We start from the raw sequence: 24,812 nt of genomic DNA, 5'->3' as shown, positions 1-24,812 counted from the left end.
ATAATTTTTGGCTAAAAATTAGCTTCTAGATTCATTTGAACGCTGAGTTGATGTTTCGGATCGTCATCAATATGGTTAAAAAAATTCAGGTCATTTTGCATAAAAAGCCAATTTCGCCACACAGGCTGGCGCCATGAAATATAAGGTCCCCAGCTATTTAGTCGCATATCATTTTTGGTATATACGCCACCACTATAGACACCGTAAGTCAGACTATTATCTTTTACAAACTCAAATTGTTGAAAAGTCCAATTTCCCCAGTTGTAATCTTCATTTTCGCTCTTGTTTACATTAAATTTATTAGAAAATAATGTGTTATCTTGCATTTTCTGCGTTAGATTGAGAGTGGTTTCAGTGTAGTGCCGGCTGGTCGAACCGTAACGAAATATCTGCTCTGTATCTAAACTAACGTTATGTCTTAAGTTCCATTTTTTCTTTGCCAAAAATTGTACATAGACATCACTTTCTGAGTTTGAACCTAGATCAAGATTATTTTCAAAAGGCATCCAGGTTGAAATGGTGGCCCAGCTTGCACTGAGTGGATTAGTTGGTGCAGCTTGATTTGATGATGCTTTCTTCTTTTTCTTACCCAAGGCTTTATAAGGGTGTTCAGGCTGGGTTGCACGCTTCCATAACGTATCATTTCCGAATACAGCCATAAGTTCTTGAATTAAGGCTCCATCGGGTAAAGAATTATTTGTCTCTATTTCACAAGGAGAGAGTGCAAATGGCAGAGATAGTCTGTTTGCTTTGCTGAGTTGATTCGACGAGTAGGAATGTCGTCTTGAACGTTGGTGCTTTATAGAACTGTAAAAAAATTGAGTATGCGGAAGTAAAGCCAATACGCCCAGACTATAAATACAAACTAAGACAGTTGATCTGTAGTGAAATGAAAAAGAAGAGAATTGATTCATCGTTCAGAATAAAAAAGAATCAAAAATTAGAATAATATTTTAAGAGGCTAAGCTTAAATTTTTATTTAAAAGTGTTTTATTATTCATCACCTTGAATGAAGTTTCCAAGGTGATGTTTACAGGCTTAAAAAAGTGCTTCTAGACGTAAGAATGTGCTGACGAAATGGTTGCGATCTTCACGATGGTCATTAAAGTAATTTACATCTCCTTGAACAAAGAACCATTCACGTAAAACAGGTTGACGCCATGAAACAAAAGGCCCCCAGCTATTTAAACGTAAGTCATTGTCGTTGTAATAACCACTGGTATAAATACCATAGTTAAAACGGTTATTTGCAAAGAAACTATGCTCGCGGAAAGTCCGGTTTTCCCAAGCTAGATCATCATCTTGATCATCGGCATAGGTCAGGCTGAATTGATTCGATAAAATTGGCTGATTTGGTCTGGCATGTGTAAGTTCAAGATTGGTACGTAAGTAGTTTTCGCTGTCTATGCCATAACGATAAATTTGCTCTGCATAAAATTTAAAATCATTACGTAATTGCCAATCTCTCGATGCTTTTAAACGAACGTAAATATCATCTCCAGAACGAATACCTAAGTCAGCATCTGTTTCAAAAGGCAATTTTTTCGAGAAATCTGACCAACGTAAAGCAATAGAACTGTTGTCATCTCGAGTTTGCTTACCGTCTAGTTTCTTATTTGAACCTTGATTTGGGTTCTGGTTAATATTGGCTGGACTGTTATTAAATTCGTTATCTAAAGAGTCATCACCAAACACGACGCTTAGACGTTTTTCTAGAGTAGGTAGCTTAATCCTACCTCGTATTCTGGGCTTAATTTCAAAGTTATCGTATTCATTCCAATAATTATCGACCATTACGCGAATAGTTGCTGTTGCAGGTTTCTTTGGATCGACTTCACCAAACCAGTTGTCAATTTTTTCAGAAGTACGATCGGCCCAATTACGAATGTTCTTTTGTTTACGGTCAACCCATGTCTGGTCTTCTGTTTGTTCAGTAGGTGGAACAATAGGTTGATTGGACTGCTCTGGAAAAATGGTGGGGGTCGCGTCCACCCAGCGCGGAATCTGATCTAGAAGATTTTCATCTGTTGTGACTTCGGTTTGTACTCCAGAGCTTGAACCTCCTACCTGCTGGTTTGAGGAAGAAGAGATGGTCTCTGCATGAGTAATGCATACTGAACCGAATCCAAGCGTTAAAAGTGCAAAAATCTGCCGGTACGGCATTACATGAAATGTTTTCATATCTATCTTTATGTTTTGTTGTTGTTTCCACTTTTGTTGATTTTTCTAATAAAATCAAGAGGGCGACACAAAAGTTAAGTAAATTTAACTTTTCTTACATATTTGAAATAAATTAAAAAGTTTAAGCTAGTAGCGATTATTTTTACATAAAAAAAATCCCCCAGTTAAGGGGGATGATAGATCAAGGAAACTTCAAATTCCGATCATTAAACACATAAAAAACAGAACATTACAGCGCGAATATTCTAAGCGGCAATGATAAACTGATTTTAAACAATTAGATAGTTCTTTTTTTAGAACGCTCTATTGCTAAAATGGTGATAAAACATACGATTTAATCACACTTTTAATTGTGCTGATTTATTTCTGTGGAATATCACATGATTCATCATTACAAACAGCCGCATCATCCTGTTCAACTTCTTCAGCATTTGCTTTGAGCTGTGCTTGCTCTAAGACGTTTAAAAAGACTTCACGTGGTTGAGCACCTGCAAGCGCAATTCTTTGATCAAATACAAAAAATGGCACGCCAGTAACATTTAACTGCTCTTTCGCAATTTTTTCATCATGACGAACAAAGTCAGAGAGTTCATTTGTATCTAATACAAATTCAACTTCGGCATTATCAAGACCAATACGAGAAGCGATTTCTTCAACAACTTCACGTTCACCAATTGCTAGACCTTCGGTCATATAAGCATGGAAAAAAGCTTCTTTTGCTTGGTTACCCAAACCTTTGCTTTGCGCAAGGTGAATAATACGGTGTGCATTGAAACTATTGCCAGAGTTAGCCTTTTGCCATTGGAAATCAATACCTTCAGAGGCAGCCATGGCCGCAATATTGCGCTCCATTTCTTCCATCTCTTCATAGGTACGGCCGTATTTTTTAGCCAAACGTTCTGTATTTGATGTGTCATGTTTTGCTGGCGCATCAGGATCTAATTCAAAACTATGCCAGTGAATTTCAAGTTCAATACCTGCTTCAGCAGCTACATGTTCAAGGCGTTTTTTGCCGATATAACAGAAAGGACAAACTACATCAGACCAGACATCAACACGCATGGGAGAATCTCATAAATTTTAATTACCCATCATAATAGGGATGATGTCCAAGGATTTAAAGCTTTGAATAGCGAATAGAGTGTTGCGTATTGTGAAATAAATGGCATATAAAGAAGATATAAGCTCTATTTCATAACTATAAAGAGCAAAACTATAAGAAGGGAAATAGGAGGTGTGTATGCGCCGAGTTTTGATTGCAATTGCAAGTCTGGTTGTTATCACGAGTATTATTTTTTTCACCTATCAACATATCAAACAGCAACAGGCCAAAGACAGTAGCCAAATGTTTGATGTGGTCATGACTGAAAAAATGAACCAGCTTTATGACCAAGCACAAGACTGGTCTAAACCCATCCAACTCGATATTCACGATAAACGTTTGGCAGGTCACTATAAGCAAATTTCAGAATTTCTCTTAAGTTATTGGATTCAAAATATAAATGCACGTAATGAATATTTAAGAGAATTAAAAGCAGCAAAGTGGGATACTTTTTTAAATGTTGATCGTTTAGATCTTGATAAAAAACAGAAGTATGTGGAAACAGAAAAAATGTTAGCCGATGTTCGTACGGCTTCAGATAAATATCAAACTCAATATGAAAAAATTCATAAAACTTTCTTAGCAAAAGTTCAGGAATTATCTGTGGATGCAGAGATGAGGCAACTGCTGGAAATGAAATTGGGGTCTCAACAAAAGGCTGATCAAGATCATGCAATTTTTATGATTGAACTGCAAATTTTAGATAAAGCAGCAGAAATGTTTAAACTTCTAAAAAACTATCCATGGCAAAAGAAAGACCAAATGATTCTTTTTCATGAAAATGCCCAAGTCAAAAAATTTAACCAGCTTTACCAAGATGTTTTAAAGCTGAATGCAAAAGTTGAAAAAATTAAGAAAAGGAACGTAGCTGCATTAGAGGGAGATTTAAAAGAATAAATTGAACGTGAGCATCAAAATTTATGGATTGGTGCTCTCAGCTTTCCCTTTTGTTAAAAAAGATTGTAATAAACTTTGAGAAGATTGTAGTTTGATTAACTGCTGGGACACGTGCATGAGCTCAGTTTGCAGCTTTTCTTGAACTACTGAACATAGCGTAAATATGCGTTCATCTAAATCAAAACAAGGTAACAAAGCCGGAATGTCTTTTAGATTCATTCCTGCATCATTCAATATTTTAATTTTCTTAATATTTTCAATATCTTTTTGCGTATAACTTCGATAGTTATTACTCGCCCGATGAGGCTGTATAAGCCCTAAACTCTCATAATAACGTAGCATACGAGGGCTTACTTTTGTGAGCTCGGCAACTTTGGCAAGGTTCATAAAATAGGGTTGACCTTAACAGTGGTGTCATAGTTTAGCATGTTTATATCTTTCAAAATGGTACTTGTTCCATGATTAGAAAACTCATTTTATTAATGTTATTCGGCTTCATGTCATTCGTTGCAAATGCCAAAACAATTGAACTTCGGGAGAACAACATGCGTCAAATATTTGTACTTCATGGTTACTCTGCTTCTATCGACGATCACTGGTTTTTAGATCTAAAACATCAAATAGAAGATGAAGATACAACCGTTACCTTAATTCCATTTCCAGATTCTGAACATCCGGATGTGGAAGCATGGCAGAAAGTTTTAGATCAATATATCCCTACTGTGGATGAAAATACGTATTTCGTTGCTCACAGTTTAGGTGTTATTACTTTACTGCACTTTTTGCAAAGACATGATTATCAAAACATGGGAGGAATGATTTTAGTATCCGGATTTTCTGGAACTATTTCAGATTTTTCTCCACTCGATGCTTATATAACAAAAAGCAAAGTCGATATGAGTTACTTTCATGACATAAAGAAAAAACTCGTTTATTTGTCTGATAACGATGATTTGGTTCCACCAAAACTTACGATTCAATTGGCTAAAGAAATTGATGCGCCGTACATTACTGTTCCTAATGGTGGGCACTTTTTAGGTAGAGAAGGTTATACGACGTTTCCACAAGTGGTGAATTCTTTAAAAGAGATGTTAGAGAACTAATAAAAATCCCCGTATTGATCGGGGATTTTACTTTTTTAAAACTCATTATTGTCATTGAAAGTTTATTAAGGCTGATAAATGATACCTATGACTTTCGCAGGTAAAGCGATAATATCGAAAGTTAAGGGGAACGGAAGCAGTGGTAAATTTCCTAACTTCTCCTTAGTTGATAATGGTACTTTGCCACTCTTATAGTGAAGATATTGAATCTTAACGTGATAGGGTTTTGACAATGGCTTTAGTGAGTTAAGGTTACTTACAGTAGGATAAACAGTTCCTTCAAGATTAAGATCAAATTTATGTGACTCTAACTTTTCTGTGCAGTCACACTGAACCACGCCATATTGTTTGAATAAAGCTAGTTCCTTTTCATTCAATTTTCCATGAGGCGGATTATAAGAAAATCTAATGTGCCCGCTAAAATGATTACTGTTGGAAGCAGGTGCAATAAAATCCAGATCATTACTTATTTGAATATATTGTGGATTTAACTGGCTAATTAATTGAATGAAATCGTTACCGCCTTTACTAATGACATAACTATATTTTTTACCTGCGATGACAATACTGTTCTCAGGTTCATTAGGGAGAGATATTGAGGGTTTTCCGAATGCGATTACATTATCTTCAACTAAAGTGATCCATTCATGGCCTGACTCATATTTTGTAAATAGCTCTCGTGTACTTTCACCAATAACGCGATTACTCGCACAACCAGTGAGAAATAAACTGACTAGCAGGCAGCTCATGAGAATGCTCTGATTTAATATTTTAAAGTTCATTATTTCTGTTGAATTCAATGGATGTATAAAAGTCTGACTATAAACAAAAGATCTTAATATTTAAATCTAACAGTATGATCTGACTTAGTCACATTCAGGCTAATTTCTAAAATATTTTTATAAAGTTCCTTACTATTACATTAAAAAATTTAATTATATTTACCGTTTATCTGAGCATTACTGAATCAAATTCGACTTTGTTGTAGCCTATTTATAGATACTTTTAATTTAATCATCATCTTTTTAATTTGAATAGGGTGACTGATTTTTGGAGCAAGTTATGAACTTTCTAAAACAATCAGCTTTGATCGCTGCATTTGCTTTTATGGGGTTGCCGACTGTTCAAGCTGAAGAGGTCGCTACTTTACCAACAATTCGCGTTATGGCTGAATCTGAGCTACGTGAAGAGGTGGGGTTTGTACCATTTCAAGAAGATAAAAAAGTGCGTCAGGCTCTGCAACACCGTGAGTATAAAACTCATAATGATATACAGAATGCTTTGGTCCCTGAAGGCATGACTACGGTAGATTATCAGCCAGTTATGGCACAACCAGATTTGTCTCAACTTTCTCCATTCTTACAACAATACATTTTAGCGGTAGCCGGTGGAATACAGTCTTCTGATCCAACCAACGGTATTTTTGAAATGTTAAGACCTCTGAACATTAACCGAAGTAATGTTGATGCTTATCGTGATGGGACGATGAAAGTGAATATTAATGACCTCATAAATTTACAACAGCAAATTCAAGATGGTTTAAAAGGCCGATAAAAAAATCCCCGCATTGAGCGGGGATTTTTTTATCGTGGTGTTAATTAAACACGTTCGATAATCGTTGCAATACCTTGACCAAGGCCGATACACATCGTCGCAAGACCAATTTGAGTATCTTGTTGTTCCATTACGTTCAACAACGTAGTGGTGATACGCGCACCAGAACAGCCTAGTGGGTGACCCAAAGCAATCGCACCACCATTTAAGTTAATGATGTCTTGCTTGTCATAAACGCCTAAGCCTTTCATTACTGATAAGCCTTGAGCAGCAAATGCTTCGTTTAACTCGATAGTTTGAATATCAGCCATCGTTAAACCAGCACGTTTAAGCGCTTTTTGAGTTGCTGGAACTGGACCGTAACCCATGATTGCAGCGTCGCAGCCTGCAACTGCCATAGAGCGAATTACAGCGCGTGGTTTTAAACCTAACGCTTGTGCGCGCTCAGCAGACATAAGCAACATTGCAGAAGCACCATCAGACAAAGCTGAAGATGTAGCCGCAGTTACAGTACCGCCTTTTGGATCGAATACAGGACGTAATGCTTTGAACGATTCAAGGTTTGCATCTGGACGAATCACTTCATCGATGTCGCAAAGGATTTTAAAACCATTTGCATCGTGGCCTTCAACACCAACGATTTCATTTTTGAAACGACCTTCTTGTGTTGCAGCCCAAGCACGGCGATGAGATTCAACACCAAAAGCATCTTGCTCTTCACGGCTAATGCCATTCATACGACCTAACATTTCAGCTGTTAAGCCCATCATGTTAGATGCTTTAGCGTAGTGTTTAGATGCTTCTGGGTTAAGGTCGATGCCATGCATCATACCTACGTGACCCATGTGCTCTACACCACCAATAATGAAGATATCACCTTGGTTAGTTGCAATCTGTGCGGCAGCAGTATGAAGCGCTTGCATAGAAGAACCACAAAGACGGTTTACCGTTTGACCTGCCACAGTTTTTGGTAAGTCAGCCAATAAGCCAATGTTACGGCCAATGTTCATACCTTGCTCTAGAGTCTGGTTTACACAGCCCCAGATCAAGTCTTCAACTTCATTGGTATCAAACTGGTTACGAGCAACGAGTGCACGAACTAATTCAGCAGATAAGCTGTCAGCACGTACATTGCGGAACATACCGTTTTTGGTTTTACCCATTGCAGAACGTACGCCATCAACGATGACAACGTCACGTGGATTTAAAGTAGCCATTCACGTTGCTCCTTAACCGTAGAATTTTTTGTTGTTAGCAGCCATGTCACGCAACATTTGTGGCGCTTCATAAGCCTTACCTAAGTGTGCATATTTGTTGCAAAGCGCAACGTATTCAGCAACACCTGTTTGGTCGATATAACGACATGGACCACCACGGAATGGAGGGAAACCTACACCCATAATCATTGCCATATCAGCTTCAGCTGCAGTTGCAACGATGTTGTCTTCTAAGCAACGAACTGTTTCGTTACAGAAAGCAAGCATCATGCGGTCAATGATTTCTTGGTTATCAAACTCGCGTTTTTCACCAGTGACGAAAGGAGCAATGATTTCATATGCTGTTGGATCAACAGTTTTTGCTTTCTTGCCTTTCTTGTCGAGTTCGTATTTGTAGAAACCAACGTCATTCTTTTGACCAAGACGTTTAGCTTCGTACATTGCTTGGATTGAACCTTTGTAGTCTGGCTTCATACGGTCTGGGAAACCTTCAGCCATAACTTCTGCACCATGTACACCAGTGTCGATACCAACAACGTCGATGAGGTAAGCAGGACCCATTGGCCAACCAAACTTAGACATTACATTGTCAACTTGCTGGAAGTCTGCGCCGTCTTTTACAAGAAGGTCAAACGCACCAAAGTAAGGGAACAATACGCGGTTAACCAAGAACCCTGGGCAGTCGTTTACAACGATTGGTGTTTTACCCATTTTTTGAGCAAGAACAACAGTAGTTGCAATTGCTTCTTCAGAAGTCTTTTCACCACGAATTACTTCTACAAGCGGCATCATGTGAACAGGGTTGAAGAAGTGCATACCTACGAAGTTTTCAGGACGTTGTAAAGCTTTCGCTAAACGCGTAATTGAAATTGTAGACGTGTTAGACGCAATAATCGTATTTTCACGAACATGCTTTTCAGTGTCTGCGAGAACGATTTCTTTAACTTTTGGATTTTCTGTAACTGCTTCAATCACGATGTCGACTTCTTTAAACTCATCGTAGCTTAAAGTAGGACGGATACGTGCAAGGGTTTCACCCATTTGTGCAGGTTTCATTTTCTTACGTTCAACTTGTTTAGTTAACAAGCTGTTCGCTTCTGACATACCTAGTGCAAGTTGTGGGTTACCAATATCTTTCATGATAATTGGTGTGCCTTTGCTTGCCGCTTGGTAAGCAATACCACCACCCATAATACCAGCGCCAAGTACAGCTGCTTGGTTTACAGGGTGAGCACCTTTTTCATGTTTCTTAGCAGTTTTCTTAACAACTTGGTCATTGAGGAATAAACCAATCAATGCACCAGCTTGTGGAGTAATTGCTGCTTTAGCAAAACCTTCAGCTTCAGCTTTTAATGCTTCGTCACGCGCAAGGCTTGCACCTGCTTGTAATGAATCAAGTAATAATTTTGGAGCAGGGTACTGAGCCGGATTCGCTTTAGCAAGTACTGCGCCTTTTGCTGTGTTGAACGCCATCATTTGTTCAAGCGGGTTCAATTTCACAGCATCAAGTTTTTCTTGACGCTTTGCTTTCCAGTTCAAACGACCAGAAATTGCTTGCTTAACTAAATCAGTTGCAGCATCAAGTAATTTATCAGCAGCTACAACCGCATCTACAGCACCATCTTTTAGCGCAGCAGCCGGTTTTTTCGGAGCAGCCATTGCCATCCATTCAACCGCGTTGTCGATACCGATAACACGGCTTAAACGTACGCTACCACCGAAACCTGGGTAAATACCAAGTTTAATTTCTGGTAAGCCAACCTGTGCAGCTTCTGACATCACACGATAGTCACACACTAAACACATTTCAAAACCGCCGCCTAACGCCATACCGTTAATAGCAACAACTTTTGGAATCTCTAAATCTTCAAAACTATTGAAGATTTCGTGAACAGGCATAAGCCAGTCAACAATCGCTTTTTCACCTTGAGCGAAATTTTCACCAAACTCGGTAATGTCTGCCCCAACAATAAATGTTGATTTGCCAGAGGTAACAACTAAGCCTTTAATATCATTATTTGCTTTTACCGCAGCAATAGCAGCTTGGAAATCTTCAATTGTTGCACGGTTAAATTTATTGACCGACTCACCTTGTAAGTCAAAGCGGAATTCTGCAATTCCGTCCGAAAGCATTTGGACGGTAATGGCATTGCCAGCGTGGATCATGCCTGATCTCCTTGGTTTTGGAGGACTTCTAAATTGATGTTATGAAGCGTGTGCACAGCTTTGGTACACATTTATGCTTCGCTAATCTTACGATAACTATATCTAAAAAAAACCTGACAAGTTGTATCAAGCCGTGACGCAAGGGTCATCAATTTTTTTTTAACAACTTTCTTCAACTATATATATGAAAAACATATTTTTATTTAAAGAACTGCTTAATAGATAGGAGTTCAAGAGAAAGTAAGGGAATGTAGCAGATAGTTGATTACCTTAGTTTTTGAATTGGTAATGAAAATTAAGATTTTTTGTGAATTATTAGACAGAAAGTATTGTCTATTTTTTTATCTTTGGATAAACTTTGTGTTATAAAAATGTTCAATAAAGTATGTATTATGTTAAAAAATAAATTTATGATTTTCGCCATCCTTCCTTTTATGTTGAGTGCATGTGGAGGCGGTGGTTCTAGTGATGATAATTCAGCGAATAACAACCAAAGTGGTAATTCACAAGATTCCATCGCAGATGGTGCCCGTTATTATTTTATGGATTACAATACTGATGAAAAAACAGATGAGTTAAATAATACTTATTTCGAAATATTTAATAAAAAATCAACAGATGGCTCCTCTAATCAAGCTTTAAGCGAATATCTGTTAACTGAGAAAAAACTCTATTTCCCAACTGATAAAGCAATTAATGTTATGAATTTTAATTCGCTCACAGATTGGAGACTAGACATCATTGGAGATGTTAAAGAGGATTGGAAATTTCAAAGAGTTGACCTCTCTAATAAGAATATGTTTGATACAGTTTTACCTGGTTATCGAGCAGTAGGCTTTTCAGTGAGTGATGAAAGTACGACTAATGGGCGTATATTTCTTAATACCTATGGACAGAATAAATTCCCTCAAGGAAGTAGTTGTTATCGCTTAGTTTCAAAAAAATCTAATCAAGAGACATTTGCATTTAATGTTGATCAAAATTACGAAATTGATCAAAGTTTTGAGGATTTTGATGCTGAAAATGGCCCGTATCTTAATTATTTGAACCAAACGAATCCATTTGGTTTGACTTATAAAGCAGTTAAGGGGACATGGCAAAATGTTCAGTGGACAACAATTTATGATGCTAGTTTAGGTTTTGCTGAGAATGATGGTGTTGCGGTGCAATATCAAGGTAAGACATATGCAGCAGATTACACGAGTAACATTGGTTGGACAGCTGATCAAGAAATTAAGCATTGGGAAATATTCTTAAAAAATGCTGATACGCCTGAGCGTATCCGTGTTGCTCAGTTAAGAATTGCACAATTGAAATCTGGTTGTTATGTCTACAATGAAACCGCGGCAAGAGCACTCGATTCTCTGACAGCATTAAATTGGAAAGCATATCAAAACTAAGTTAAAAGCTGAGTTTAAGAAATCTCAAGAATGAATATTTTTGAGATTTCTACTTATTAAAAATAATACTTGCCGATCTATGTCTGAATTTTCTTCTAGAGTTTGTTATTATTCCTGCCAATTTCAAATTTCTTCAAAGTATCTTTAAAGGTACTTAAATGCGGGTAACTATATGATTAAGTGGATCATATTAGCGATTTTTATCATTTCAGCGTTGTATATTCAGCATCGTGGGAAAGTAAAGCATTCGTTTTATCGTCAATTTTTTGACCATTCAACTTTGCTCGCACCGATTAACTTTTTAATGTACATCTTTTCAAAGGTGCCGAATCAACCTTATATCGACACCCAGCATTTTAAAGATTTAAAAGTGTTGGATGAAAATTGGGAAATGATTCGCGATGAAGCAAAAGCTTTATATGATCAAGGTGGGATTAAAGCATCGAGTACTTATAACGACTTAGGTTTTAACTCGTTCTTTAAAACAGGCTGGAAACGTTTTTATTTAAAATGGTACGAATCAAGTCATCCATCTGCTGCTGAGCTTTGTCCAAAAACCACAGCTCTTCTTAAAACATTGCCAACGATTAAAGCCGCAATGTTTACTGAGCTTGCACCCGATAGCCGTTTGGTAAGACACCGTGACCCATATGCAGGTTCATTGCGTTATCATTTGGGTTTAATTACACCAAATGATGACCGTTGTTTTATTGATGTCGATGGTGAAAGATACTCTTGGCGTGATGGTCAAAGTGTCGTCTTTGATGAAACGTATATTCATTATGCTGAAAATAAGACCGATCAAAACCGTATCATTTTCTTTGCAGATGTTGAACGTCCAATGAAAGTGAAATGGATGGAACGTTTCAACCATTGGTTCGGTCGTAGTGTGATGACCGCGGCAAGTTCACCGAATGAAACAGGTGACCAAACAGGGGGCTTAAATAAAGCGTTTGGTTATGTCTACCAAATTCGTATTAAAGCCAAAGCATTAAAAGCTAAAAACCGTAAGTTATATTACTTTTTAAAATGGTTCCTGATGCTTGGGATTTTCTTCCTAATTTTTGTTCGACCATATGTATTTTAATTAAAGCGCCCGAAAGGGCGTTTTTTGTTTGTGGATGATAAATTTTTTATGGGGGATTTTATTTTTTATCCAACCCCTCCCTCTTATTAAATGGTATTCCTCCTTTGTATAGAAAGATAATGCTGAGTATGAATATGACTGGAGGCATAATCATAAGAATCTTTGAATCTTGATTTTGTCTGCTTGTGATATATTTAATACTTCCACGCTCGTTCAATGGAGTTGAATGCGTCGAGGTTGGTTGATTCTTTCCCATGTTATGATAGGATATTTTTAATTTTGATGAGTAATGTGCGGATAGAATAAATATAATAAACAAGATGATACCAATATTGTATGAGTTTTTTTCATAATTTTATTATCCATCATAGTTTCATTTTATTCTATTCAAAAGCATTGTTAATTAGTCGATAATAGCAGTGAGATATCTTCTCTAATTATATAGTTTTGGTTGGTTTGATATTAAGTTTTATAGAATTATTCTTAATAAAACTATAGTACCTCTCATCTGAATTATTTAATTTTTACATTGCCAAAAAGAGCAAATTATTGATAATAAAGATTACATTATATTAATAATTTAGGAACATAATGAAAAAGTTAATACTTTCATGTTTATGTATATTAAGCCTTTCGGCATGTAATGATGAGACAGAGGAACAAGGTGAGAGACTTGTTGGTTTTTCTGCGAGTCAGATCGCTGGAAATCCAATGATTGAGAAGAAAAATTATAAGATTCAGGATAATAAGATTTATATAAGCTATCCTGATAATCATCCATTAGGTTATGAACTTAGTCAGCATTATTTCACTAATCAGGGAGTGACCTTAGATCCGATTAAAACAACTGATGGCACATGGTATTTGTTAGGTTCTCAAGTCCAGTTTTCTGATACAGCTTTAAACTATCAGCCAGCCAACTTAGTGAAAGGTGATAATTTATTTTTAAATCAAGATTTAGTTAAAATTGATATTTCAGGTCAACCAGTGACTAAATATTTAGGTCAGTGGATTTATGAATCATTGCCACTTAGTCAGCAGGGGTTTTTGAAGATTATTACAATGCATTATTACAGCAAAATGTAGCTAATTTTCCTAAGGGTTCAACCTGTTGGATGATTAATAAAACCTACAGCAACAAAGATTATATTGAGTTCTCTAGTAACGGTACTGCTCCTTTATATGTTGGTTCAAATGCTACTGCGCCTGCAATGGGAACATGGCAAGGTATTAACTGGTCGCGCGATGAGTTATTATTAGCAATGAAATTTACAATAAATGATACCGAATATTCTGGGCAGTACCACCATAAGTCTGGTGTGGACGAGTATGTTCCACCTTATGCCGGTAAATATTGTGACTTTGTCACTGAAAATGCTGCGGATGCTATGATTAAGACTTGGAAAGGTGAATCTTTAACCCAGTAATTATAGATAAATAGTTTTATTTATTAAGCCCGAAAGAGCGTTTTTTTATGCTGTATAGTATTTAATGAATTTTGTGACTCACTTCACAGTGCTAGGAAATTGTTACAACTATTAAAAGCCAATAAGCAATTTTGATTCTACAATGGCGCGGTTTTTTCGAAGACTGGTTAGCGGAAGTAGGTTTTTAAAATGGCTCATGCTCATCACGCAGTTCATGCACATATTCATCATATCAAAGTGAGAAAAGAAGATAGTTCTCAAAGCGATTTAAAAACGAAAGTGATGTTACGTAAAGCAGCTTCGATGACTGAAAAACATAAAAAATCTGATGCTAAAAGACAGCCATCTGAAGATCAAAATATTAATTTGCATAAGTTTTCAAGTAAGCTTGAAAGCATGTCGGCACAGCATAGCAAAGAAAAGTGTGCCAAAAATATTCGTATTGCTTTACAAGCCGCAGGAGCCGATGTGTCTAAACATCCAGTAGCTGCCTCTGATTGGGGGCATACGCTTGAGAAGAATGGCTATAAGAAAATTAAACCTGCTTTTAACCGTCCCCAAGAAGGTGATATCTATATTATTGAGCGGACAAGTGGCCACACATATGGTCACATTGCGGGATATACAGGCAATGGCTGGTTCTCGGATTTTCGCCAAAAAACCTATGCGGTCTATAAAGAAAAAGATGTGAAATATAGCTACTATCGTCTCGATTCTTAAGCGAATACGACATAGTCTGTCGGGGCCTATCAAAATCTCTTTTCAAATTTGGCTTCTGGCACAGTAAAGCACTTGAAAAGTAGGGGTGAAAACATCACATTAGCTATTCAGTATTAAGCCATGTCTGCCAATAGTGAATCAAAACGTTCGTCCCCACATTGAAAAAATTTTAGCCCACATGACCCAACTTCCAGGCGTTTATAAAATGTTAGGGAAAGAGGGCGAATTGTTATATGTCGGCAAAGCAAAAAACCTAAAAAATCGGGTATCGAGTTACTTTGTTAAAACGATTGAGCATCCTAAAACTCAGGCTTTGGTTGCACGAATTTATAATATTGAAACTTTGGTGACTCGTTCAGAAACCGAAGCATTACTTTTAGAACAAAACCTAATTAAACAACATCGTCCGCCTTATAACATCATGCTGCGGGATGACAAGTCATATGTCTATATTTTTGTTTCGTCAGATAAGCCCTATCCTCGGCTTGCTAGCGGTCGTGGCAAAGGGAAGCATCAAATTGGTAAGTTCTTTGGACCTTATCCAAGCGCCTATAGCGCTCGCGATACTTTACTGGTTTTACAAAAGCTTTTTAATGTTCGTCAGTGTGAAAATAGCTACTTCTCACAGCGCAAGCGCCCATGTTTGCAATATCAGATCAAGCGTTGCTCTGCACCTTGTGTAGGTCTGATTTCACCCGAAGATTATAAAGAAGACGTTAATAACAGTATTCGTTTTTTGCAAGGCGACACCAAAGAGTTAAATCAAGAGCTCATTGCTAAAATGGAGCAAGCTGCGGCTGAACTTGAATTTGAAAAAGCTGTTTTTTACCGCGACCGATTGTCTTTGCTTCGTGAAGTACAAGCACAACAGGCTGTTTTTAAGGTTAAAGGTGAGGCGGATATTCTGGCAATTGCATATCAGGCTGGCGTGACTTGCGTGCAAATTATGTATGTACGCAATGGACGAATGTTGGGAGGTAAAAGCTATTTTCCCGACATGCTAGGCGATGACCTTGGTCAAATGCTCAGTGACTTTATGGCTAACTTTTACTTTCAGGTTGCAGATGAAGTTCCAAATGAACTCATTGTGAATATTGCATTACCTGATCGTAAAGAGTTAGAAGAAGCATTGGCACAGCAGTTTGGTAAGAAGGTCCAAATTAAGAGTAGTGTGCGAGAAACTCGTGCGGAGTGGCTAGAGCTTGCTGAAATGAATGTTCAACATGCCATTAAGGGACAGCTGAGTAATCATTTAGAACTCAATGAACGTTTTCATCAGTTAGAACAAGTGATTGGAAGACCAGTCGATCGTATTGAATGCTTTGATATTAGTCACACCATGGGTGAAGCTCCAATTGCATCATGTGTGGTATTTGACCAAGGTGGTGCTCGTAAGCGTGATTACCGCCAATTTGCCATTCAAGATATTACCGGTGGCGATGATTACGCTGCCATGCGCCAAGCCTTAACACGACGTTATAAAAAAGCCATATTGCCTGATCTGTTGTTGATTGATGGCGGTAAAGGTCAACTTCACATGGCGATGGACGTCATGCAAGAACTTGGGCTCGATGCTTTTATGGTGGGGGTATCGAAAGGTGAGGGGCGTAAACCTGGGCTTGAAACCCTACACTTTACTGATGGCACGAAAATTCAATTACCAGAAGACAATAAAGCATTGCACTTGATTCAACAGGTGCGTGATGAAGCCCATCGCTTCGCAATTACTAAACACCGAGCTAAACGTGATAAACGTCGTAGTACATCGGTTTTAGAAGCAATTCCGGGGTTGGGACCGAAACGCCGTCGAGATTTATTGACTCATTTTGGTGGGATTCAAGGTGTTTTGAAAGCCTCGGAAAAAGACCTCACACTTGTGCCTGGTTTTGGTGAGATGATGGCCAGAACGATTTATAAAATTCTCCATGAATAATCATGCGAATAATGTGAGTGACAAAATAATTCGCCAATTACTAAATGATTGACCATTCACATTCCAATCAAAATGATGAAAGATATTTCCTAATAAAACTTTCGTTTTAGGGAAAGGAATGTCATTGCTGCAATTATTTAAAGAAATAAAAGAAAAGGAATGGATTGAAATACCTGAAGGATGGTTACAAGGCCGCACGGTTTTTGGTGGTTTTGTTGCAGGGTTGTTGATGCAAAAAGCATGTTCAAATATTCACGACCTAAATAAAAGATTATTAAGTTGTAGCATTACTTTTGTGGGCCCTGTACAGCAGGGACCTGCCCAATTGACTATTGAAATTTTAAGGGAAGGAAAGTCGGTCACTACGCTTGAAACTCGTTTATGGCAAGATGGCGCAGTACAAACTATTTTGGTTGCAAGCTTTGGTGTGCCTCGTACTTCGAATATTGAAGTACGACAAGAACCTATAGTTCCAGTTTATGCGCAACCGGAAGACTTACAACCTCTTCCTTTTGCTAGACAAATGCCAGAATGCTATCAACATTTTGATGTATGCTGGGCAGAGGGTCATCATCCTGTTACAGGAAGTCAGTATGCTGACTTTGGAGGATGGTCAAGATTTTCTCCAGAAAAGCATGAAAATCGTCAAATGACTTTGCCAGATTTAATTGTTCTGATGGATATTTGGCCACCCGGTGTATTGCCGATGTTTAAACAAGTTGCTCCTGCAAGTTCTTTAACTTGGCACATCACCTATGTGCATCCGATCCAGCATCAACTATGTGACTGGTTTAAATATAAAGTGGTAACTGAATATGCTGGTGAAGGTTATTCCACAGAATATGCGCATTTATGGGATCAAAATGATCATTTAATTGCAATTTTACGGCAAACTGTTACGGTATTTACCTAAGCAGTCTACTTCCTCGATTCATATATTTCGTATAAAGTGGCTGTTACAGATAGATACAATATTGAAGAATGTATTTTTGTCTGTTACAAGATGCTTGAAGACTAAATTGGCGGTGTTTATGACCACAGGGCGAATCCTGAATATCCCAAATATCCTAACTTTGGCGCGTATCGCGCTTATTCCTGTATTTTTGGTGATTGCGTATTGGCCGCCTGCAATGGGTATTGGTGAGCAAGAAGGAAGTATGAGTCGTCATATTATCTTGACTGCAATTTTTGTGTTTGCTGCTATTACCGATTGGTTTGATGGCTATTTGGCACGAACTTTAAACCAGACTTCAGCATTTGGCCGTTTTTTAGATCCAGTTGCAGATAAGCTTATGGTGGCAGCAGCACTGATTGTTTTGGTGCAGTGGAATCCCACCATATCAATGGCTTTTGCTGCAATTGTCATTATTTCAAGAGAGATTACAGTTTCTGCTTTACGTGAGTGGATGGCAGAACTTGGCGCAAGAACGAGTGTAGCTGTATCGACAGTAGGCAAATATAAAACAGCTTTTCAGATGATTGCTATCAGTGTGTTTTTACTTAATTGGCAGCCCTTAGAAATGCTGGCATATGCCTTGTTATATACCGCTGTGATTCTTACTTTATGGTCAATGTTTATTTACCTAAGAGCCGCTTGGCCTTATTTAAAGCAACCTTAATTTCAGATTGAATGATTAAGCCTTTCTATAATGAAAGGCTTTTTTATTTTCGGTTAGTGCAAGAATCGGGTCGTCACCGAGCTTTAGGTACTTTAATGTAAGATATAAGTGCTAAGGAGGTGACACATGCAAATGCTTTCTTCTCGGCAATTTGCTGTAATTGCCACTGTAATTGAATATTTATATGAACATCTGGACCAGCAACCCAGTCTGGACGATGTTGCGAGCCATATGAATTTAAGTTCAGGTTATATTCAACGCCAGTTTCAAGAATGGGTGGGTATTAGCCCGAAAAAATTCGTTCAATATATGAGTTTGCAGCAGGCTAAATACTATCTGATGCAGCAACGCAGCTTATTAGACACTGCTTTAAACACGGGTTTGTCTGGTACTGGTCGTTTACATGATCTGTTTATCCAGCTTGAAGGCATGACGCCTGGTGAATATAAACTGCAAGGTGAAGGGGTTACACTTAATTATTCGATTGAGGCAAGCCCATTTGGTGAGTTGTTGGTTATAAGCAGCGAAAAGGGAATATGTTCTGTTCGCTTTATCAATACTCGTGAGAATATCGAAGAAATAATTAAACAGCAGTTCCCTAAAGCCCAATTAAAAAATCAGGCACCGATTTGGCATCAACAAATTGCACAGTGGTTTGAACAAGATTTCTCAGAACACTTGCAGCACAAGCTTCCGCTTAATTTGGCTGGAACTCCATTTCAATTGCAAGTCTGGGAAGCGCTACTGACCATTCCAGAAGGTCAATTGCGGACTTATCAAGATATTGCAGAGCAAATTGGCAAACCTAAAGCCGCTAGAGCCGTTGCTACAGCGATTGGGCAAAATCCGATTGCATATTTAATTCCTTGCCATCGGGTGATTCGTGCAACGGGCATGGTCGGAGAATATCATTGGCAAAAGGGGCGTAAATTGGCATTGTTAGCTTGGGAGATGTCAAAGCAACATGGAGAGACCGCATGACCTTGGATTTATTTGCTCCAGAGCCTTGTGAAAATTTATTACCTTATGATGGTGAAGTTCAGGACTATGGTTGTATTTTAAGCTCAGAAGAAGCTGAACAATATTTTCACTATTTTTACCAACATCTCGCGTGGAAACATGACGAGGCTAAGTTGTATGGCAAGCACTTTATCACTCCCCGAAAAGTGGCATGGTATGGAGATAATTATTATCAATATAAATATTCAGGTATCATTCGTGATTCTTTACCTTGGGATCGAGCGCTTGCCAAACTAAAAAAATTTGTAGAACAGCGGCTTTCAGAAACATTTAATTCCTGCTTAGCAAACCTTTATGAAGATGGAACACAAGGTATGGCTTGGCATAGTGATTCGGATGTTTCTTTAGCAAAGACCACAACGATTGCATCTTTAAGTTTTGGAGCTACCCGTAAATTTTCTTTTAGACACATTCAAAGTAAAGAAAAAGTTGAATTGTGGCTACAGCCAGGCCAACTCATCGTGATGCGTGGTGAAACGCAACAACATTGGCAACATCGTTTAAATCGCTCAACAAAGATTTTACAGCCGCGTATTAATCTTACTTTTAGGCAGTTTCAGTTTTCATGATTTTCATTAAAAATTGGACAAGAAAAAAGCCCATGATGGCAACATGAGCTTATTCCTCTGAGGGGGATGCTTCTATTGATGAGCTGCTGATGAAAAGAATCATCAATAAGAGCTAAAATCATAATATGAGAATATTGTGAGATATTCAATGCATTAAAATGTAAGAAAAGGTTAAATTATCATAAAGTCGGGTTTTAAATTTCACCTTTTTCAGATAACTCCATAAAACGTTGTTCAATAAGTGCTGCATTTTCTTGCAAAATTTCAGTGAGCTTTTCAACATTTAAAAAATCAAAACGATTTTTAGAAGCAACTAAAGTTAAAGCTAAAGGTACCTCTTTGTTTGAAAAACGAACTGGAACGGCAAGGCCAGAAACATTCGGGTCAATCTCACCTTGTGAGAAATAGAATCCTTGTTTTTTAATTTTACGCATACGCTGAATAAAGCTTGATTCATCTTCAGCAAAACCTGATTGTTTTAATTCTTGCTGGTAACGATGATAGTAGTCTTGCATCCGTTGTTTGCTTAAATGTGAAACCATTGTTTTGGGAGATGACCCTACGTAAATAGGTCTTGGGCAGCCTCGGCCATATGAGAGTAATTCGGTGTCTTTGAATATTTCATGGTGAATGTCAATGCAATAGTCATCGTTTAAATAGGTGAGCAAGCAGCACAGTTCGGTACGCTCCACAATGTTTCGCATAAATGGTGTGCTGATTTGAACTAACGGATCAGTGGTTCGGGAAATATAATCAAGAACTGCAATTTTTGAGCCTAAGGTATAATCGCCAGACGTTCCATTAATGCGTTTTAATAGATCGGTAGACACCAGTTCTTTCAGGTAACGGTAACTGGTTGGTTTAGACAAGCCAAGCTCTTCGCAAATAATATCGACATTAATGATTGGACGCGAAACTGAAAATAGGTCCAGTACGGTTAAAATTTTGCCAAAACTTGAAATTGCCATAGCGTCTTGTTCGTATCCTTTAACAAAGAGTCATGTTTGAGTTCTTATAACAGAAAAAAAGAAAATTTGTCTCAATTCTAAAATAAATGCCTGATTTGAGTATTTTACTCTGACAAAGAGAAAACTTCTCTTGGCTTATACATCATATATGATTATCAAAAAATATATCAAATTATCAAATAGAGATATTTTAGTTGACTAAATAGCTTTATTTTGAAAAAATTGCCAAACAAAATATCTAATCGAGAAATTGGTCGATTCTAGGCGAATTTCTTGATGCCTCTTCTTTCCAAAGTTTGGCCGTTTAAATAACGTCCAAATTGAAATCATCTGGGCCAATCAGGCAGGATGTGGAAAAATCATTGTATTGAAGGATGCTCCTCATCTCATTTGCTTTTAGGCAAATGGCACAGTTTTGTTGTCTCTAGAAAGGCAATTTAACATTGAAGGGCATGCTCATCAGTTCAAATCTGTATTTGAGATGAGTTCATGTTATTAAAGCAAATACTGGCGTTTCGCCCGAGTAGGCTTGATCTGATCTTTGCAATAAAAACATTTATTGCCGGAATGCTGGCGTTATTTGTTTCATTTGAATTAGATCTGATTAACCCGATGTGGTCGATTGGTACGGTCCTGATTATTGCCAATCCTTATTCAGGAATGGTGTCCTCTAAGTGCGTCTACCGTGTGGTAGGGACGATTGGTGGGGCTGTGATTGCCTTAACGCTAACGCCACATCTAATTAATACACCTTGGTTGTTTACCGTGGTGTTGTCGTTGTGGGTAGGTTTTGCACTTTATGTGTCTTTACTCGATCGGACTCCACGCAGTTATGCTTTTATGCTGGCGGGTTATTCGACAGCCATGATTGTCTTCAATGCGATTACGTATATTGATCAATACAATATTTTTGATATTGCTTTAGCTCGGGTCATAGAGATTTCGATTGGGGTGATTTCAAGCGCTGTGGTTTCTGCCACTATTCTTCCAATGCACATTGGTTCTGCGATTAAGCAACGCGTCATCAAAACGCTTAAAGATACAGAGAATCTGTTTGCCAATTTATTAATTGCTGACCCGCAGCAAAACAATACTCAACTTTTAGCGACCATTACTCGCGACACCACAGATATTCATGCTTTGGCAGTACATTTGAGTTATGAGAAGGGTGAGTTGCATGGCATGACCAAACCTTTGCAAGAAATGCTTCATCAAATCTCAATGGTAGTTGCTAATCTGGTCGCTTTGTCTGAGCGTATTAAGCAGCTTCAAGAACTTAGATTCATCGAGACTCATGCAGAAAAACTGCAACAGCTTTCGGCTCATGTTGTACAGTTTTTAGAGCAAAAAGATCTAATTATTGATGAAAATATTTTGCAGTTACCTGATGAGTTTGAATGTGATTTTGCAAGTTTGATGGAATCGGCTTCTACACATCAGCAAGTTTTAGTTGCAGCCATGAAAATGGATGTACGTCATTTCATTAGCAATGTTTTGGCAGTTAAAGTCTTGTGGCAGCGAATTCAACAAGGGAATAAAGAAATCCCTGACAACATTACCCCAATGACCACTAAATATCCAAGTTTACACCGTGATCATGGTGTGGCTATCCGAGGTGGTATTAGTGCAGTCCTTATTACATTTATTGTGACTGGGGGCTGGATTGTTTCGGGGTGGAAAGCTGGATTTATGATGGCGCAAATGGGTGCAGTGACTGCCTGTATTTTAACAGCCTTAGATAACCCAGTTCCGGTTTTGCGTATTTTTATCTGGGGCAGTATCGCTTCAGCAGTTTTAGTCTTCGTTTATGCATTTGGTATTTTTCCTCATGTCACCACATTCTGGGAACTTGGACTGGTTTTATTACCTATGTTCCTGTTTGCTGTGTCTATGATGGCCAACCAAATGCTTATGCCAGTAGGTATGGTCTTGGGTATTAATACCATGATGGGCCTAAATCTACATAATGCTTATAGCATGGATGCAGTGTCTTATCTTGATGGTTCTTTTGCCATGATCTTGGGTGTCTTAGTGTCTTTAGTTGTCATTGACGTGGTTCGTGCAATGTCTCCAGACACCAGTGCCAGCCGTATTTTGGCCTTGCATTATCGTGCAATGAGACAGGCGATTTATTTGCCATATGGTCTTGATTTTAAAGTTCACCTACGCAGCATGCTAGACCGAATTGGGATTCTAAACAGCAAAATGGTGCAATCTAGCGAGATTAAAACCTCAATTCATCAAGCATTGATTGAGTCGAGCAGTATTGTCGATTTAAGTAGATTACAAGAACTGGCGAATCAGTTCCCTCAAAATTCAGAACTGGCTCATCACATCGGAAATCTGCAACAAAATCTGGATGAACTGTTTAGAGCTAAAGAAAATGATGCAGACAATACTGCGGCTTTAGTGGAAAAAATCCATCGAGATTTATTTGAATTAAAACAGTTTGCTTCAAATGTTGACGATATGACTATGCGACAAAGATTACTCATTTCACTTAACAATATTGCTTATAGCATGTGTCATGTTTCATCAGATCAAATGAGTGAAAACAGCACCTTTAGAGGAGCCACAGCAAATGGGTGAGTTTAATGTTTATGGCATTTACGTGCCTTCTTTGCTCGTTCAAGCCCTTTTGGCATATATATGTTTCCGTGGATTAAGTGTTTTAACCAACAAGTGGATTGCACAAGGCTGGATTGCATTACCTAGTATTTTTAATTTGTGTTTTTACCTTTTATTGCTCTTGGTGATACATCAAATTTTTGTTGGGGTTGGTGCATAGAGATGATTGCGAAATTAAAGATTGAGTTAGGTGAGTGAAATGAATCAGGTGGATTTGAAAAAAGTCATCCGTCCAGTAATTTTGATTGTCGCATTAATGGTTGCGGTCTATACCATTGTGCATTTGTGGAACTACTATAATGCAGCGCCGTGGACACGAGATGGTCGAGTTCGTGGTGACGTTATTCAAGTATCTTCGGATGTAGCGGGTCTTGTCACAGAAGTTTTGGTTCAAGATAACCAGAGTGTGAAGAAGGGGCAGGTACTCTTTAAAATTGATGTGTCTCGTCGAGCTTTAGATGTAGAGCAAGCAAAATCTGATTTAGCGAAAGCGAAAGCAGCATTTGCTCAATCACAAGCAGGCTTAGCTCAAGCAAAAGCAAATCTGATTAAATCAGATACCAATATTCGTTTAGCTGAAAAAAATGCGAGCCGCTATTCAAACTTAATGGATGGAGCGATTTCAAAACAAGAACAAGATCAGGTTTTTGCAACACGTGATCAATCGCATGCAGAGCATGAGCAACTACAAGCAGCAATTGAGCAAGCAGAAGCAACTGTTAAGCAACAGCAGGCTTTGATTGAGGCAGCAACGAGCAGTTTACATTTGGCTGAGCTTAATATGCATCGTGCCGCAGTGGTTGCACCAGCGGATGGTACTTTATCTAACTTTGATATGAGCCCAGGTAACTATGTTCAAGTAGGCCAAGCGGTTGCTGCATTACTTGACCGTAAACAACTTTATGTTGTGGGATACTTTGAAGAGACCAAATTAAATCGTATTCATGTCGGTGATCAGGCCACTGTACAGTTAATGGGTGATAACCAAAAAATTAAAGGCCATGTACAAGGTATTGCATCGGGAATTGAAGATCGTGAGCGTTCAAGTAGCTCTAAGCTTCTTGCCAATGTAAACCCAACCTTTAGCTGGGTTCGTTTAGCACAGCGTGTACCCGTGAAGATCATGTTAGATGAAACACCGAAGAATCAGCTTGCTTTTGTCTCGGGACGAACTGCTACCGTACATATTGTTGAGAAGTAAAAAAGAAGGAAGGCTTTAGC

At 38.1% G+C, this 24,812-nt stretch carries 24 protein-coding genes and 1 pseudogene; 17 read left to right on the top strand and 8 right to left on the bottom strand.

From position 1 onward, the window contains the following. Positions 1 to 11 precede the first annotated feature (11 nt). The 3 genes from BMW38_RS16500 to BMW38_RS16490 form a co-directional block, all read right to left on the bottom strand. Entirely contained in the window at positions 12 to 914 is a 903-nt protein-coding gene (locus BMW38_RS16500; RefSeq protein ID WP_092710087.1) for a selenocysteine synthase, read from the bottom strand. Between the two features lie 124 nt (positions 915 to 1,038). Beyond that, positions 1,039 to 2,181 (bottom strand): hypothetical protein, encoded by a 1,143-nt coding sequence (locus BMW38_RS16495; protein WP_092710084.1) that lies wholly within the window; start codon positions 2,179 to 2,181, stop codon positions 1,039 to 1,041. Positions 2,182 to 2,541: 360 nt separating this feature from the next. Further along, positions 2,542 to 3,243, bottom strand: coding sequence for a DsbA family oxidoreductase (locus tag BMW38_RS16490; RefSeq protein ID WP_003654526.1), 702 nt, complete (start codon positions 3,241 to 3,243; stop codon positions 2,542 to 2,544). A 178-nt stretch (positions 3,244 to 3,421) separates the two neighbouring features. Here BMW38_RS16490 and BMW38_RS16485 point away from each other — a divergent pair, with 178 nt between their 5' ends. Continuing rightward, positions 3,422 to 4,180 (top strand): hypothetical protein, encoded by a 759-nt coding sequence (locus tag BMW38_RS16485; RefSeq protein WP_092710081.1) that lies wholly within the window; start codon positions 3,422 to 3,424, stop codon positions 4,178 to 4,180. Between the two features lie 21 nt (positions 4,181 to 4,201). Here the strand turns inward: BMW38_RS16485 and BMW38_RS16480 are convergent, their stop codons facing one another. Further along, positions 4,202 to 4,567, bottom strand: coding sequence for a MerR family transcriptional regulator (locus BMW38_RS16480; RefSeq protein WP_092710078.1), 366 nt, complete (start codon positions 4,565 to 4,567; stop codon positions 4,202 to 4,204). A gap of 71 nt (positions 4,568 to 4,638) precedes the next feature. Between BMW38_RS16480 and BMW38_RS16475 the strand changes: the two genes are divergently transcribed. Beyond that, entirely contained in the window at positions 4,639 to 5,283 is a 645-nt protein-coding gene (locus BMW38_RS16475; protein WP_092710074.1) for an RBBP9/YdeN family alpha/beta hydrolase, read from the top strand. A gap of 65 nt (positions 5,284 to 5,348) precedes the next feature. Here the strand turns inward: BMW38_RS16475 and BMW38_RS16470 are convergent, their stop codons facing one another. Next, positions 5,349 to 6,065: a hypothetical protein gene (locus BMW38_RS16470; protein ID WP_092710071.1), complete on the bottom strand. Its 717-nt coding sequence runs from the start codon at positions 6,063 to 6,065 to the stop codon at positions 5,349 to 5,351. Positions 6,066 to 6,345: 280 nt separating this feature from the next. On the opposite strand from BMW38_RS16470, the gene BMW38_RS16465 reads away from it, so the two are divergent. Beyond that, a complete protein-coding gene (locus BMW38_RS16465; RefSeq protein WP_213031187.1) occupies positions 6,346 to 6,837 on the top strand; it encodes a hypothetical protein in 492 nt (163 codons plus the stop codon). Between the two features lie 44 nt (positions 6,838 to 6,881). Here the strand turns inward: BMW38_RS16465 and fadA are convergent, their stop codons facing one another. Both fadA and fadB read right to left on the bottom strand, forming a co-directional pair. Then, complete coding sequence (gene fadA, locus BMW38_RS16460; RefSeq protein ID WP_004640802.1) at positions 6,882 to 8,054, bottom strand: acetyl-CoA C-acyltransferase FadA; 1,173 nt, start codon at positions 8,052 to 8,054, stop codon at positions 6,882 to 6,884. A 12-nt stretch (positions 8,055 to 8,066) separates the two neighbouring features. Then, positions 8,067 to 10,220 carry a fatty acid oxidation complex subunit alpha FadB gene (gene fadB / locus BMW38_RS16455; RefSeq protein WP_092710067.1) on the bottom strand — a complete coding sequence of 718 codons (2,154 nt, stop codon included), beginning with the start codon at positions 10,218 to 10,220 and terminating at the stop codon, positions 8,067 to 8,069. Positions 10,221 to 10,612: 392 nt separating this feature from the next. On the opposite strand from fadB, the gene BMW38_RS16450 reads away from it, so the two are divergent. The 10 genes from BMW38_RS16450 (at position 10,613) to BMW38_RS16410 (ending at position 19,995) form a co-directional block, all read left to right on the top strand. After that, complete coding sequence (locus BMW38_RS16450) at positions 10,613 to 11,620, top strand: hypothetical protein (RefSeq protein ID WP_170834087.1); 1,008 nt, start codon at positions 10,613 to 10,615, stop codon at positions 11,618 to 11,620. 172 nt (positions 11,621 to 11,792) lie between these two features. Further along, positions 11,793 to 12,707 carry a lipid A hydroxylase LpxO gene (gene lpxO / locus BMW38_RS16445; RefSeq protein ID WP_092710062.1) on the top strand — a complete coding sequence of 305 codons (915 nt, stop codon included), beginning with the start codon at positions 11,793 to 11,795 and terminating at the stop codon, positions 12,705 to 12,707. 591 nt (positions 12,708 to 13,298) lie between these two features. Further along, the gene (locus tag BMW38_RS19670) at positions 13,299 to 13,793 is read left to right on the top strand and encodes a hypothetical protein (RefSeq protein ID WP_244524356.1); all 495 of its coding nucleotides are present in this window, start codon (positions 13,299 to 13,301) and stop codon (positions 13,791 to 13,793) included. Between the two features lie 29 nt (positions 13,794 to 13,822). After that, entirely contained in the window at positions 13,823 to 14,134 is a 312-nt protein-coding gene (locus BMW38_RS19665) for a hypothetical protein (RefSeq protein ID WP_244524355.1), read from the top strand. Positions 14,135 to 14,323: 189 nt separating this feature from the next. Then, positions 14,324 to 14,854, top strand: a complete 531-nt coding sequence (locus BMW38_RS16435) for a CHAP domain-containing protein (protein ID WP_092710060.1) — start codon at positions 14,324 to 14,326, stop codon at positions 14,852 to 14,854. 133 nt (positions 14,855 to 14,987) lie between these two features. Then, the gene (uvrC, locus tag BMW38_RS16430; protein WP_092710058.1) at positions 14,988 to 16,787 is read left to right on the top strand and encodes an excinuclease ABC subunit UvrC; all 1,800 of its coding nucleotides are present in this window, start codon (positions 14,988 to 14,990) and stop codon (positions 16,785 to 16,787) included. Between the two features lie 118 nt (positions 16,788 to 16,905). After that, a complete protein-coding gene (locus BMW38_RS16425) occupies positions 16,906 to 17,700 on the top strand; it encodes a thioesterase family protein (protein ID WP_092710055.1) in 795 nt (264 codons plus the stop codon). Between the two features lie 118 nt (positions 17,701 to 17,818). Then, positions 17,819 to 18,406, top strand: a complete 588-nt coding sequence (pgsA, locus tag BMW38_RS16420) for a CDP-diacylglycerol--glycerol-3-phosphate 3-phosphatidyltransferase (RefSeq protein WP_004640822.1) — start codon at positions 17,819 to 17,821, stop codon at positions 18,404 to 18,406. A gap of 126 nt (positions 18,407 to 18,532) precedes the next feature. After that, positions 18,533 to 19,387 (top strand): methylated-DNA--[protein]-cysteine S-methyltransferase, encoded by an 855-nt coding sequence (locus tag BMW38_RS16415; RefSeq protein WP_092710053.1) that lies wholly within the window; start codon positions 18,533 to 18,535, stop codon positions 19,385 to 19,387. Next, a complete protein-coding gene (locus BMW38_RS16410) occupies positions 19,384 to 19,995 on the top strand; it encodes an alpha-ketoglutarate-dependent dioxygenase AlkB family protein (RefSeq protein WP_092710050.1) in 612 nt (203 codons plus the stop codon). Before BMW38_RS16415 ends, BMW38_RS16410 begins: the two co-directional genes overlap by 4 nt. A 194-nt stretch (positions 19,996 to 20,189) precedes the next feature. Here the strand turns inward: BMW38_RS16410 and BMW38_RS16405 are convergent, their stop codons facing one another. Continuing rightward, the gene (locus BMW38_RS16405; protein ID WP_092710048.1) at positions 20,190 to 20,963 is read right to left on the bottom strand and encodes an IclR family transcriptional regulator; all 774 of its coding nucleotides are present in this window, start codon (positions 20,961 to 20,963) and stop codon (positions 20,190 to 20,192) included. Between the two features lie 367 nt (positions 20,964 to 21,330). Between BMW38_RS16405 and BMW38_RS16400 the strand changes: the two are divergent. The 4 genes and pseudogenes from BMW38_RS16400 (at position 21,331) to BMW38_RS16385 (ending at position 24,792) form a co-directional block, all read left to right on the top strand. Further along, positions 21,331 to 21,462 (top strand): annotated as a pseudogene (locus BMW38_RS16400) (hypothetical protein). After that, positions 21,453 to 23,552 carry an FUSC family protein gene (locus BMW38_RS16395; protein WP_092710045.1) on the top strand — a complete coding sequence of 700 codons (2,100 nt, stop codon included), beginning with the start codon at positions 21,453 to 21,455 and terminating at the stop codon, positions 23,550 to 23,552. The pseudogene BMW38_RS16400 and the gene BMW38_RS16395 overlap by 10 nt, the downstream one beginning before the upstream one ends. Beyond that, positions 23,545 to 23,751, top strand: coding sequence for a DUF1656 domain-containing protein (locus tag BMW38_RS16390; protein WP_004640831.1), 207 nt, complete (start codon positions 23,545 to 23,547; stop codon positions 23,749 to 23,751). The genes BMW38_RS16395 and BMW38_RS16390 overlap by 8 nt, the downstream gene beginning before the upstream one ends. 39 nt (positions 23,752 to 23,790) lie before the next feature. Beyond that, positions 23,791 to 24,792, top strand: a complete 1,002-nt coding sequence (locus BMW38_RS16385) for an HlyD family secretion protein (protein WP_092710043.1) — start codon at positions 23,791 to 23,793, stop codon at positions 24,790 to 24,792. Positions 24,793 to 24,812: the final 20 nt, after the last annotated feature.

It is taken from the genome of Acinetobacter sp. yr461, assembly GCF_900110445.1.
Classification (GTDB): domain Bacteria; phylum Pseudomonadota; class Gammaproteobacteria; order Pseudomonadales; family Moraxellaceae; genus Acinetobacter; species Acinetobacter calcoaceticus.
Note: the sequence above shows the minus strand (reverse complement) of the source record. Positions and strands in the feature narration are given on the sequence as shown.